This is a genomic window from Mycolicibacterium houstonense (genome assembly GCF_900078665.2).
Taxonomy (GTDB): domain Bacteria; phylum Actinomycetota; class Actinomycetes; order Mycobacteriales; family Mycobacteriaceae; genus Mycobacterium; species Mycobacterium houstonense.
On sequence record NZ_LT546207.1, the window covers coordinates 2,878,635 to 2,891,421 of the forward strand.

The window sequence follows — 12,787 nt, forward strand, 5'->3', positions numbered from 1 at the left end:
GAGCAGTGGCTAGGCCTTCTGGGCCGCCTCCAGCTTGGCCGCGGCCTCGCCCTCGGCCTCCTTGGCCCCCGGCAACAGCCGGACGAAGTCGGCGATCCCGAGCGTCTCGCCACGGCGCGACGGGTCGATGCTGGCGGCCAGCAGCCGCTCCGCCGACTCGTTGCCCGAACCCGCCCAGTCCGCGAACGCGTTGCGCGAGGTCTTGCGGCGCTGCGCGAACCCGATGTCGATGAGCTGGAACACCTCATCGCGGAACTCGGCATCGGTGGGCCACGGCGAGGTCTCGTACCGGTCGATGCGGACCAGTCCGGAGTACACCCGCGGGATCGGCCAGAACACCGTGGGTGACACCATGCCGTGCCGACGCACGTTTCCGTAGAAACGCACCTTGGCACTGGGCACCCCGTAGTCCTTGCCGCCGGGTTCGGCCGCCAGCCGCTCCGCCACCTCGGCCTGCACCATGACCATCACCGTGCGAATCGACGGGAACTCCGCCAACAGGTGAAGCAGTGCGGGCACCGCCACGTTGTACGGCAAGTTCGCCACGAGCGCGGTGGGCTGCTCGTTCAGGTCGGACGGCACCAGCGTCAGGATGTCCTGATTGATGACCGTGAGCCGGTTGATCTCGCTGTGTGAGTGATCGGCGATGGTGGCCGGCAGTTGCTTGGCCAGCACCGGGTCGATCTCGATGGCGGTCACCTTCGCGCCGCGATCGAGCAGGGGCAGGGTCAGGGACCCGAGGCCCGGTCCGACTTCCAGCACATGGTCGTTCCGGTGGATACCGGAGGCCGACACGATGCGCCGAACGGTGTTGGCATCGTGGACAAAGTTCTGGCCAAAGGCCTTGCGTGGCCGAAAGTCGATTTCTTTCGCCAAGCGTCGTATCTCGGTCCGCCCGAGCAATCGAATAGTCAGCGCGCCCCAATCCTCCCACTACACGTCGGCCAAGCTCCCCATCCCTGCCGGGCCTGCGTCACCGTAGCAATCGCAATCTGCTCTTCTCTTGTCGCCAGATCGGCTCTCGGAGCATACCGCAGACCGCCCTGTCGCTCCCAGGTGTTTTGGTCGAATTGGACGCCGCCGAAGAATCCGTTACCCGTGTTAATCGCCCAGTTACCTCCCGCTTCACACTGCGCGAGAGCGTCCCACGTCGCTGCGTTGGAAACCGGCGGGACTTCGGTGCCCGGCTTTGCTCCAACCCGCAGCACGCCGTCACGGGCCGGGGCGATCACGACATTGGCTACTGGCAGTCTGCCCGTCTCGACGCCATTCACCTTCGCCACCGCGTAGGTCACGTCCTGGGTTCCCGGGGCGCCCGGATCCTCGACGATCTTGCGGCTCATGTTGAGTTCGACGTCTTCGATGCGCTGATTGCCCGGCGCCAGCGGAATCCGCTCGGTGACCTTCTCGATGCGCATCCGGGTGACCTGCACGTGCATACCCTCGGTGACCGGCGTCGATGCGGCCGGAACCACGGTGTCGTTCTGCTCCAGCGGCGCCCCAGCGGCGGCGAGCAGACCGGCCACGTTGGGCGCGGCGAGATGCACGGTGGAGGGCTTGCCGCCATCGTCGATGTGGACGGTCTTGGCGCTCACGACGGGCAGTGCCATACCGCCCAGCGGTACCCGGCTGCCACGCGACGCCGCGGCCGGCGCCTTGTCGGTCATCCGCAGCTGCGCGAGGGCCTCGTCCACGGTCGAAGCGGTGGTCCACACCTGCTTGCTGTCTTGACCATCGAGCGACAACTGCAGCGGCCGGCTGCGGCGCAGGACGATGGTGTCGGCCTGGCTCACGGACTCGTCGGCGGCGGGGTAAAGATCATCGCGATCGCCAACGGAAAATCCGTTCTCCTCGACCACGTCGATCACCCGCGACTTCATCGTCGTCACCGTCATCGGGGCGCCGTCGACGCTCAACGTGACGGTCTTGTGCGATCCGACGGCGTAGCCCCCGGCCGCGGTGAGCGTGACCAGAAGGGCCCCCACCACACCGCGCAGCAGCGGCGACCGAGATTCATGAAGTTTGTTGAGCGCGTCCATATAACCCCGCGTTTCGGCTGCGGACGGCATAGAGCACCGCCGGCGGTTGAGCTTTGATCACAAGACGGTAACGAAAAGGCTCACACCCGGCAACTACGCCCGGCCGCTCCCGTTAAGTCCGTACACCCGCCCCGCAGTGGCTGCGGTCTCGGACGCGACCTCCTCAGCGGTCCGGTCCAGCAACTCTGCGAGTGCCCGGACAGTGTATGGCAGGCAGTACGGCTCATTCGGTGCTCCGCGGAACGGGTGCGGGGTCAGAAACGGCGCATCGGTCTCGACCAACATCTGCCCCGGCGGAATCAGCCGCGCCGCTTCACGCAGATCAGCGGCGTTCTTGAAGCTGACCGTTCCGGAAAGACTCAGCACCCAGCCGGCCTTCACACAAGTGTGAGCCATCTCCGGTCCGGAGGAAAAACAGTGGAAGATCACTGTCTCGGGCGCCCCCTCGGCGCGCAGCACGTCGAGCACCTCGGCGTCGGCGTCGCGGTTGTGGATCATCAGCGGCTTGCCGGTGCGCTTGGCCAGGTCGATGTGCCACGCGAAGGCCTCCCGCTGCTCGGCGGGCGTCGCGCAGCCGTCCAACCGGCCCGGCCAGTACAGGTCCATCCCGGTCTCGCCGACCGCCACCACCCGCGGATGGGCGGCCAACCGCTCCAGCTCGGCCCTGGCCGCGTCGTCGAGCGCGTTGGCCCGGGTGGGATGCAGCGCCACCGCGCCGTAGACCCGGTCGTCCGCGTCCACGGCCGTGGTCACCCACCGCGCCGAGTCCAGGTCATCGGCGATGGTGACCACCTGGCCGACCCCGACGGCGGCCGCCCGGTCCACGATCGCGCGGACATCCTCGGCGGTCTGCGCACCACACGCGTCGAGATGGGTGTGTGCGTCGACCAACGGCGCCAACGGCTCCGGCGCGGGCGGCTTCTCCCTGGCTGTGCGTTTCGAACCCACGGCAACACCATAAGGTGGGGTCCAAATGAGTGAGCCTTTCTACATCACTACGGCCATCGCCTACCCCAACGGTGCGCCGCACATCGGGCATGCCTACGAGTACATCGCCACCGACGCCATCGCGCGGTTCAAGCGACTCGACGGCTTCGACGTGCGCTACCTGACCGGCACCGACGTGCACGGTCAGAAGATGGCGGAGACCGCGGCCGCCGAGGGGATCTCGGCGGCCGAGCTGGCCAACCGCAACTCCGACGTGTTCCAGCGGCTGCAGGAGAAACTCAACATCTCCTTCGACCGGTTCATCCGCACCTCCGACGCCGACCACTATGAGGCGTCCAAGGCGATCTGGCGCGCGATGAACGAGGCCGGTGACATCTATCTGGGCACCTACTCGGGGTGGTACTCGGTGCGCGACGAGCGCTTCTTCGCCGAGGACGAGACCACCGAGGGGCCAGACGGCACCCGCACCGCGATCGAGACGGGCACGCCGGTCACCTGGACCGAGGAACAGACCTACTTCTTCCGGCTGTCGGCCTACGCCGAGCGGCTGCTGGCCCACTACGAGGCGCATCCCGAGTTCATCGGCCCCGACGTGCGCCGCAACGAGATCGTCAGCTTCGTCTCCGGCGGGCTGAAGGACCTGTCCATCTCGCGGACCACGTTCGACTGGGGCGTGCCGGTCCCCGACCATCCCGACCACGTGATGTACGTGTGGGTGGATGCGCTGACCAATTACCTGACCGGCGTGGGGTTCCCGGACACGTCCTCCGATGCGTTCGGCAAGTACTGGCCGGCGAAGCTGCACATGATCGGCAAGGACATCATCCGGTTCCACAGCGTGTACTGGCCGGCGTTCTTGATGTCGGCCGGGATCGCGCTTCCCGAGCGGGTTTTCGCGCACGGCTTCATCAACGTCAAAGGCGAGAAGATGAGCAAGTCGGTCGGCAACGTGGTCGATCCGATCGCGCTCGTCGACACCTTCGGCCTGGACCAGGTGCGGTACTTCTTCCTCCGTGAGGTCTCGTTCGGCCAGGACGGCAGCTACAGCGAGGAAGCCATCATCGGCCGGATCAACGCCGACCTGGCCAACGAACTGGGCAATCTGGCGCAGCGCTCGCTGTCGATGGTGGCCAAGAACCTCGACGGCGTGGTGCCCGACCCCGGAACGTTGACCGACGACGACACGGCGCTGCTGGCGCTGGCCGACGGCCTGCTCGAGCAGGTGCGCGCCCACTATGACGTGCCGGCGATGCACCTTGCCCTGGAAGCGATCTGGTCGGTGCTGGGGGCGGCCAACCGCTATTTCTCGGCCCAGGAGCCCTGGGTACTGCGCAAGTCCGAGGATCCCGCCGACCAACAGCGGTTCGGTACGGTGCTCTACACGACGCTCGAAGTGTTGCGCATTGCAACGCTGCTCACGCAGCCGGTGATGCCCGACTCGACGGCCAAGCTGCTCGACCTGCTGGGCCAGCCGACCGACGCACGCGACTTCGACTCGATCGGTGCCCGGATCAAGCCCGGCACCGAACTGCCCGCTCCGACGGGGGTTTTCCCCCGCTACCAGATGGACTGACATGGCTGGACTACACGAGAAACTGCAGGCGATCTACGAAGAAGTAGCGCAACGGAACGCCGGCGAGCAGGAATTCCATCAAGCCGTCTACGAGGTGCTGACCAGCCTCGGACCGGTGGTGGCCAAGCATCCCGAGTACGCCGACGGCGCCATCATCCGCCGGCTGTGCGAGCCCGAGCGGCAGATCATCTTCCGCGTGCCGTGGCTGGACGACTCCGGCACCGCACAGATCAACCGCGGCTTCCGCGTCGAGTTCAACTCGGCCCTCGGCCCGTTCAAGGGCGGGCTGCGGTTCCACCCGTCGGTGTACCTCGGCATCGTGAAGTTCCTCGGCTTCGAGCAGATCTTCAAGAACTCACTCACCGGCCTGCCGATCGGCGGCGGCAAGGGTGGGTCCGACTTCGACCCCAAGGGCCGCTCCGACGCCGAGGTGATGCGGTTCTGTCAGTCGTTCATGACCGAGCTGTACCGGCACATCGGCGAGTACACCGATGTGCCTGCCGGCGACATCGGCGTCGGCATGCGCGAAATCGGTTACCTCTTCGGCCAATACAAGCGGATCACGAACCGCTACGAGTCCGGAGTGCTCACCGGCAAGGGCCTGACGTGGGGTGGATCGCAGGTGCGCACCGAGGCTACCGGCTACGGCACCGTGTTCTTCGTCGACGAGATCCTGCGTTCCACCGGGCAGTCCTTCGACGGCAAGCAGGTGGTGGTGTCCGGTTCGGGCAACGTGGCGATCTATGCGATCGAGAAGGTGCACGCGCTGGGCGGCACCGTGGTGGCCTGCTCGGACTCCAGCGGCTACGTGCACGACGAGAAGGGCATCGACCTCGACCTGCTCAAGGAGGTCAAGGAACTGCGCCGGGGCCGGATCGAGGATTACGCCGAGGCCCGTGGCGGCGCGGCGCGCGTCGTGACCGGCCGCAGCGTCTGGGAGGTGCCGTGCGACATCGCTCTCCCGTGCGCCACCCAGAACGAGGTCTCCGGTGCCGACGCCACCGCCCTGATCAAGTCCGGCTGCCAGATCGTGGCCGAGGGCGCCAACATGCCGTGCACGCCCGACGCGGTGAAGTACTTCGAGGAGGCCGGGGTGCGGTTCGCCCCGGGTAAGGCGGCCAACGCCGGCGGCGTGGCCACCAGCGCGCTGGAGATGCAGCAGAACGCCTCGCGCGACTCGTGGACCTTCGACGACACCGAGGCGCGGCTGGCCGACATCATGCGGCGCATCCACGACCGGTGCCTGACCACCGCCGACGAGTACGGACAACCGGGCAACTACGTGGCCGGCGCCAACATCGCCGGTTTCATCCGGGTGGCCGACGCGATGCTGGCACTGGGCCTGGTCTAGAAAGTGATCTAGGCCACACCCCTCCGGCGGTTGTCACAAATCCGGTCCGCGCGGTGTCTTGAGGGCACAAGCCTTCGAGGACAGGAGACGCTCCGATGACCGAAAGAACTGCGCAGAACACCCACGTGGTCGTGATCGGCGGTGGGTACGCCGGAGTGCTGGCGGCCAACCGGCTGCAGGGCGCAACGGGAGTGGCTGTCACGCTGATCAATCCGCGGCCCGCATTCGTCGAACGGATTCGGCTGCACCAGCTGGCCGTCGGCAACCACGAGGCCACCGCGGCCTACGAGACGATGCTGGGCGCCGGGGTGCGGCTGCTGGTCGACGGTGCCGAGTACATCGACGCCGATATCCGCCAGGTGCAGCTGACCTCCGGCGATGTGCTGGACTACGACTACCTGGTCTACGCCGTCGGCAGCACCAGCGGGGTGCCGGCCTCGGTGCCCGGCGCTGCCGAATTCGCTTACCCGCTTTCGGAATTCGAGCAAGCTCAGCGACTGCGGTCCCGGCTGCAGGATGTGCCGATGTCGGCTCCGGTGGTCGTGGTCGGCGGCGGGCTGACCGGGATCGAGGCGGCGGGCGAGCTGGCCGAGGCCGGCCGCAACGTCACCCTCGTCACCGATGTGGTGGGCGCATCCTTGGGCGTCGGGGGCCGTCGGTCGGTGGTCAAGGCGCTGACCAAACTCGGCGTCTCGATCATCGACGGGCCCGAGATCCTGGTGACCGGAGTCGAACCCGACGCGATCACCTTGGCCGACGGCAACCGGCTGCCCAGCGCGGCAACCGTGTGGACCACCGGATTCGGAGTCCCCGGGCTGGCCGCGGCCAGCGGGCTGCGCACCGATGAGCTGGGCCGGCTGCTCACCGACGAAACCCTGACCAGCGTCGACGATTCGCACATCGTGGCGGCCGGCGACGCCGCCGCACCGTCGGGGATCCCGCTGCGGATGAGCTGCCAGGCGGCGGGTCCGATGGGAGTCCAGGCCGCCAACACCGTGCTGGCCCGGATCGCGGGCACTCCGGCCCAGCCGCTCAACCAGGCCTTCGCCGGACAGTGCGTGAGCGGCGGCCGCAACGCGGGAACCGTGCAGCTCTGCCACTCGGACGACAGCCCGCGCCGCGTGTTCATCGGGGGACGCACGGGCGCCTACTTCAAGGAGCAGGTGTGCCGTGCGACCATCACGTTCCTGGCCAAGGAAGGCCGCAAGCCGGGGTCCTACTTCTGGTTCAAGGGTGGCAACCGGGAACGCCAGCTCGCCGAGGCACGCCGGGAAAGCTACGTCGGCGCCGACGCGAGGAGCACGAACAACTGATGACACATCCCAGCGCAGGTAACTCGGACGAGCACGCCGAACGGTTCACGCTGCTGCGGCCGCTGCTGTTCACCATCGCCTACGAAATCCTCGGATCGGCAACCGAATCCGACGATGTGCTGCAGGAGAGCTACCTGCGTTGGGCGCAGGTCGACCTGGCGACGGTGACCGACACCAAGGCCTATCTGGCCAAGTTGGTCACCCGCCAGGCCCTCAATGCGCTCCGCGCCGAATCCCGGCGCCGCGAGGAGTACGTGGGCCCGTGGCTGCCCGAACCACTGCTGCTGGCGCCGACCAGTTTCGGCGACGCGGGCGATCCGTCAGCGGATGTGGTGCTGGCCGAGTCGGTTTCGATGGCCATGCTGGTGGTGCTCGAGACGCTGACGCCTGATGAGCGCGCCGTGTTCGTGTTGCGCGAGGTGTTCGGATTCAGTCACGACGAAATCGCCTCGGCGATCGGCAAAACCAGTGCGTCGGTGCGCCAGATGGCCCACCGGGCCCGCAACCACGTGCAGTCGCGGCGCAAGCGGTTCGATCCGGTCGACCCGCAGGTGTCCACGGAGGTCACTCAACGGTTTTTCGCCGCGGCGACCACCGGTGACATGGCCGTGTTGCTGGAGTTGCTCGCACCGGACGTGGTGTGGACCGCCGACAGCGACGGCAAGCGCAGCGCGGCGCGCAGGCCGGTGTCCGGGGCACAGTCGGTGGCCAAGCTGGTGGTGGGTCTGATGCGGTTCGTCCACCAGGGCGGCCGCTTCGAGCCGACGACCTACAACAACGCCCCCGCGTTCAAGCTGTACCTCGAGGACAGTTTCGAGGGCGTCGTCACCGTGGAGGTCGTCGACGGCAAGATCACCCACTTCTATGCGATGCGCAACCCGGACAAGCTGACCGGCATCGACATCCCGCGGGTGATCAGCCGCTAGCCTTCCTGCGCATGCTCCCGCCGGAGGCGGGACGTCGTACTGTCACATCGTGCCCGTCACCATCCGCTCTCTGCTGAACCAATGGAACGGCAGCACGCGGCTGGTCGTCGGCGGCACAGAAGGACCTTCGATCGACGAACCACTGCGGTGGGTACACAGTTCAGAGTTGGCCGATCCAACGCCGTTCCTCGACGACGGCCATCTTTTGTTGACCGATGGCACCCAGTTCCAGAAGCAGCCTCATGACCGGAACATCTACGACAGCTACGTGGCACGGCTGTCCGAGCACGGGATCGCCGGGCTGGGTTTCGGCACATCGCTGATCCACTCCGAACTGCCGGCCGAACTGGAGGAAGCGTGTCGCCGCCACGGACTGCCGCTGTTCTTGATCACCGACCTCACACCGTTTCTGGCGTTCTCCCGCTTCGTCGCCGACGAGCTGGCCCGCGAGCAGACAGCCCGTATCCGATGGTCTCTGGACGCGCAACGGGCGATTGCCAGGGCCGCCATGCGCCCTGACGGCCTGACGTCGATTCTGGCCGAGCTGGAGAAGCAACTGAACTGTTCGGCACTGCTGTTCGATGCCGTCGGGACGTGCATCCGTGCACCTACCGATGGAGCGAACATCCAACAGGACAACATGTTTCGCGATGCTGTACGGAGTGCGCTGGAGCGTGGAACCCGCTCGGCGTCCCATGTCATGATCGGTAGGCGAGAATTCATGTTGCAGACCATCGGCCACGGCAAACGACTGGATGGCGTGCTGGCCCTCGGCGGCCTGGACTGGCCGGACCCAGCGGCGACCGACCTTGTCAACAGCGTGATCGCCTTGGCTGGCCTCGCGCTCACACAGACCCGAGCACTGGACATGGCACATCACCATCTGCGAGCGGGCCTGTTCGAGCAGTTGCTGAGGGGCGACCGAGAATTGGCCACCCGCACCGCGACGTCGGTATGGGGCGGGCTGCCGAGGGCTCCCCTGACGGTCATCGTCACGCCGAAGCCGGACAGCAGCGACTTTCTGTTGGACGCGCTCGAGCGTGAGGCAGCCGAACACCGCGGCCGGGTCTTCTTCACTCAACGCGAGGACCGCATCGTGGTGTTGGCTGAGGCGACACCTCCCGACGAGCTGCTCCAACTGCTCACCCAACACGGCATTCCCATCGGGGCATCTACAGCAGCGTCGGTCGACACCCTGCCACGCGGGGTGGCCGAAGCCGAACGCGCACTGCGCCACGCCGTCGAAACCGGGCAGCCGAATGTGACATTCCAGGAGTTCCTCGACCGCGGTGTACTCGGGTTGCTGCGACGCGAACACGCAGGCACGGTGGCCCGTGGCATCCTGCGGGTGCTCCACGAGCATGACGCGGAGAAGGGTTCCGATCTGCTCACCACCGCGCGCGTCTGGGTGAACAACGAATGCGCCTGGGATACAACGGCTCGCGAACTCGGCATTCACCGCCATACGCTGCGCAACCGGATCCAGCTGACTGGACGGCTGCTCAATCTCGACCTGGATGTCCTGCGGGACCGCCTCGAGCTGTGGGTGGCGGTGCAGCTCATGACCGAAGACTGAGCCCTCTGCCGTCGGTTCGGTCAGGCAACGCGCCCTTCGTCGGCTGAGCCGTTACGGTCGAAAACTCGCTGTCCGCCGACCCACGTCATCTCGACTGCGATGCCGCCGATTTCGTCGACTGCTACGCACAGCGGGTCGCCGCTGAGCGCCACGAAATCGGCGAATTTCCCCGGCTCCAGCGAACCGATGAACCGTTCACGATGAACCGAGGCGGCCGCCCCGAAGGTGTGTCCCCGTAGAGCCTGTTCGACGGTCAGACACTGCTCGTCGGTGCCGAGACGCCGGCCCGACAAGGTCCGTCGCCGCACCGCCGCGGACACGGCCTCCAGAGGATATGGCGGACACACCGGGGCATCCGAGGAGAGCACTACCGGCACACCCATGTCTCTGATCTCCCCGAGCGGGCTGATGCGCTGCGCGCGGTGGCCGAGGGCGGCGATCAGTTCATCGCCGTAGCGAAGCAGGTACTGCGGCTGGGTGATCGGCCACAGGTCAAGCTCGCGGCACTGACGGACCTGTTCGGCGGTTGGTGCCCCGAAGTGTTCGATCCGGTGGCGTTTGTCAGGTGTGGTGGGTGCGGGTAGGCCTGCGTGGGCATCTAGCACCACCTGGATGGCGGCGTCACCCTGTGCGTGCGTGCACGCCTGTAGCCCGAGTTCCGTGACCCGGCTGATCAGCTCCGCCAGCTCCCCGTTCGGATGGTAGAGATAGCCGAAATCATCGGTACTGCAGCAGTACGGCGCGGAGAACCGGGCGGTCCCGGCGGTGAGTGCACCGTCGGCATACAGCTTGACGCCCGCGATCGCGAGCCGGTCATCGCCGAAGCGGCCACAGATGCCGAGTGCCTCCAGCTGGTCGATCAGGCTGGAGATCATCAGCATCTCGGCCCGCATCGTCAGCGCACCAGCTGCTTTCGCGCGCAGGTAGGCGCCGAGTTCACGGCTGGTCACCTGCGCGTCGACGACGGTCGTGATGCCTTGCGCGTGCAGATCGGTCTGTGCGGCCAGCAGTTGAACGTCCAGCGCGGTGGCATCGTCGGGTAGGTGAAAGTTCGGCCCGTTGTTGGTGATCTTCACCCCGCGCCGGCCGGTGAGCCAATCAGCTGCGGCATCCCACACGGTGCCGTCCGGCGAACCGTCGGCTTCCCTGCCGAAATGTCCACCCGGTGGATCAGGAGTGTGGGTGTCGACACCCATTTCGCGCATCGTCCAGCTGTTGACGATGGCACCGTGTCCGCTCGAGTGGAACACCAGGACTTCGCGATCGTCGGCCACCCGGTCGAGATCCTGTCGGGTGAGCATGCGTTGCTCCGCCACGTTCCCGTGGTGAAAACCTTTGCCGCGCACCGCGCCCGGACGGCGGCGCGCTGACGCGGCAAGCGCTGCGACCACGTCGCCGATGGTGGGAGCGGCATCCCACCCACAGTCCACCCAGGACGAGAACTGCCCGTACATCAACGGATGGCAATGCGCGTCGACGAACCCCGGGAGCACCGTCACGCCGGTGGCATCGACGACACCAGGCTGCCCCAGCGCATGTGCCCGGCAATCGTCCTCAGTGCCCACTGCGACGATCCGGTCACCCCGGATGAGCATCGCCGGTACGGATCGGCCGTCGGCGAACGGGCGGATCACGCCGCCCAGGACCAGCACTTCGTCGAGGCCGACCGTCATGACACAACCTCCGGGGCAGCGGGGACCGGGTTACGCACCAGCTGACGTGTCGCCAGCACGCATCCCGCCGCGACCCCGCACAGCACGATGAGGTAGGCGAAGATGAGCACCGGCGACCCGGCCGACATGCCCAGCAGCGTGGGCAACACGATCGGGGTGAGCGCGCCCGAGGTCAGCGCTGCCCCCTGGTACGCGAGCGATGTCCCCGTGTAGCGCACTCGGACCGGGAAGATCTCGGCTAGCACCGCGGCAATCGGTCCGTAGTTGAATCCGGTGAACAGTGCCGTCACCGCCAGCATCACCGTGATGATGAGGAACGACCCGGTGTGAGCGAGCAGGTACAGCGGGACAGCGATGACCGCGATCCCAAGCAGCCCGACCACGACCACGTACTGCGGCTTCCACCGGTCCCCCAGCCAACCGGCGAACGGGACGAACATCATCTCGAAGATCCCGGCGATGATCAGGCCGTTGAGCAGAAGATCCACCGCGACACCGGCTTGCTCGGACGCATACGACAGGAAGAACGACGAGGTGACGTAGTAACCGCCGGTCGCAACCAGCATCGCGCCGATGCCGATCAGCAGCGGCCGCGGTGAGCGGAACACCTCCCGGACGGGCGTCGACGAAAGTTCTTGGGCGTCACGGGCCCTGGCGAACTCCGGGGACTCACCGACCACAAGCCGCACGATGAGCCCGATGACGACGAGCACGGACGACAACAGGAACGGAATCCGCCACGATCCTGCGGCCAGACCGTCGCCCACGTGTTCGGACACCGCGAACACCGCCGCCGACAACGTGGCACCGACCGACGATCCCAGTTGGGCGAACGATCCGAAGAACGAGCGACGGCCGGGCGGGGCATGCTCGATCGCCAGCAGTGCCGCGCCGCCCCATTCGCCGCCCATCGCGACGCCCTGCAGCAACCGAAGAATGATCAACAGCAACGGGGCGACCGCACCGACAGCCGCGTACGACGGGAGCAAGCCGATTCCCACCGTTCCACCGCCCATCAACAGCAGCGTCGCGATGAGCACTGGCTTGCGCCCGTAGCGGTCGCCGAAGTGCCCGAAGACGAAGGCGCCGAGCGGGCGCCCCAGATAGCCGAAAGATGTTGTGCCAAAAGCAACAATGGTACCGAGAAGGGGATCCATGTCCGGCGGGAAGAACACTTCGCGGAAAACCAACGCGGCCGCCGTCGCGTAGATGAAGAAGTCGTACCACTCGATACTGGTGCCTGCGAGGGCGGCGAGCGCAGCCCGCCTTGGCCGCTCGGTCGGGGCCGAATCTGTCGCCATGCGCTTCCTTACTGAACGAAAGTCCGTCGGAGCTCACCGCCCACTTGCGGTGCGTGCGATCACGTTAGGAAGCCACTGTGGCGTACA

At 66.7% G+C, this 12,787-nt stretch carries 10 protein-coding genes; 5 read left to right on the plus strand and 5 right to left on the minus strand.

Annotation, left to right across the window (positions count from 1 at the left end):
- Positions 1–9: 9 nt before the first annotated feature.
- The 3 genes from rsmA to BN4332_RS14530 all read right to left on the minus strand — a co-directional run bounded on the left by rsmA (position 10) and on the right by BN4332_RS14530 (position 2,987).
- Positions 10–915: a 16S rRNA (adenine(1518)-N(6)/adenine(1519)-N(6))-dimethyltransferase RsmA gene (gene rsmA / locus BN4332_RS14520; protein WP_066899080.1), complete on the minus strand. Its 906-nt coding sequence runs from the start codon at positions 913–915 to the stop codon at positions 10–12.
- Entirely contained in the window at positions 912–2,039 is a 1,128-nt protein-coding gene (locus BN4332_RS14525) for a resuscitation-promoting factor (RefSeq protein WP_066899081.1), read from the minus strand. The genes rsmA and BN4332_RS14525 overlap by 4 nt, the downstream gene beginning before the upstream one ends.
- Before the next feature lie 93 nt (positions 2,040–2,132).
- Complete coding sequence (locus BN4332_RS14530) at positions 2,133–2,987, minus strand: TatD family hydrolase (protein WP_066899082.1); 855 nt, start codon at positions 2,985–2,987, stop codon at positions 2,133–2,135.
- Between the two features lie 25 nt (positions 2,988–3,012).
- Between BN4332_RS14530 and metG the strand changes: the two genes are divergently transcribed.
- The 5 genes from metG to BN4332_RS14555 all read left to right on the plus strand — a co-directional run bounded on the left by metG (position 3,013) and on the right by BN4332_RS14555 (position 9,726).
- Positions 3,013–4,560 (plus strand): methionine--tRNA ligase, encoded by a 1,548-nt coding sequence (gene metG, locus BN4332_RS14535; protein ID WP_066899083.1) that lies wholly within the window; start codon positions 3,013–3,015, stop codon positions 4,558–4,560.
- 1 nt (position 4,561) lies between these two features.
- Positions 4,562–5,911 carry an NADP-specific glutamate dehydrogenase gene (gene gdhA, locus BN4332_RS14540; protein ID WP_066899084.1) on the plus strand — a complete coding sequence of 450 codons (1,350 nt, stop codon included), beginning with the start codon at positions 4,562–4,564 and terminating at the stop codon, positions 5,909–5,911.
- 95 nt (positions 5,912–6,006) lie between these two features.
- Positions 6,007–7,224 (plus strand): NAD(P)/FAD-dependent oxidoreductase, encoded by a 1,218-nt coding sequence (locus BN4332_RS14545; RefSeq protein ID WP_066899085.1) that lies wholly within the window; start codon positions 6,007–6,009, stop codon positions 7,222–7,224.
- Positions 7,224–8,150, plus strand: coding sequence for an RNA polymerase sigma factor SigJ (sigJ, locus tag BN4332_RS14550; RefSeq protein WP_066899086.1), 927 nt, complete (start codon positions 7,224–7,226; stop codon positions 8,148–8,150). The genes BN4332_RS14545 and sigJ overlap by 1 nt, the downstream gene beginning before the upstream one ends.
- Positions 8,151–8,199: 49 nt before the next feature.
- A complete protein-coding gene (locus tag BN4332_RS14555) occupies positions 8,200–9,726 on the plus strand; it encodes a PucR family transcriptional regulator (protein WP_066899087.1) in 1,527 nt (508 codons plus the stop codon).
- Positions 9,727–9,746: 20 nt separating this feature from the next.
- Here the strand turns inward: BN4332_RS14555 and BN4332_RS14560 are convergent, their stop codons facing one another.
- Positions 9,747–11,399, minus strand: a complete 1,653-nt coding sequence (locus tag BN4332_RS14560; protein ID WP_066899088.1) for an amidohydrolase — start codon at positions 11,397–11,399, stop codon at positions 9,747–9,749.
- The gene (locus BN4332_RS14565; protein WP_066899089.1) at positions 11,396–12,700 is read right to left on the minus strand and encodes an MFS transporter; all 1,305 of its coding nucleotides are present in this window, start codon (positions 12,698–12,700) and stop codon (positions 11,396–11,398) included. Before BN4332_RS14565 ends, BN4332_RS14560 begins: the two co-directional genes overlap by 4 nt.
- Positions 12,701–12,787 lie beyond the last annotated feature (87 nt).

What these genes read in the sequence shown, in the direction of transcription:
- BN4332_RS14565 (WP_066899089.1), bottom strand. Translation starts at nt 12,700, where the DNA reads ATGGCGACAGATTCGGCCCCGACCGAGCGGCCAAGGCGGGCTGCGCTC.
- BN4332_RS14560 (WP_066899088.1), bottom strand. Translation starts at nt 11,399, where the DNA reads ATGACGGTCGGCCTCGACGAAGTGCTGGTCCTGGGCGGCGTGATCCGC.
- gdhA (WP_066899084.1), top strand. Translation starts at nt 4,562, where the DNA reads ATGGCTGGACTACACGAGAAACTGCAGGCGATCTACGAAGAAGTAGCG.
- BN4332_RS14545 (WP_066899085.1), top strand. Translation starts at nt 6,007, where the DNA reads ATGACCGAAAGAACTGCGCAGAACACCCACGTGGTCGTGATCGGCGGT.
- sigJ (WP_066899086.1), top strand. Translation starts at nt 7,224, where the DNA reads ATGACACATCCCAGCGCAGGTAACTCGGACGAGCACGCCGAACGGTTC.
- metG (WP_066899083.1), top strand. Translation starts at nt 3,013, where the DNA reads ATGAGTGAGCCTTTCTACATCACTACGGCCATCGCCTACCCCAACGGT.
- BN4332_RS14525 (WP_066899081.1), bottom strand. Translation starts at nt 2,039, where the DNA reads ATGGACGCGCTCAACAAACTTCATGAATCTCGGTCGCCGCTGCTGCGC.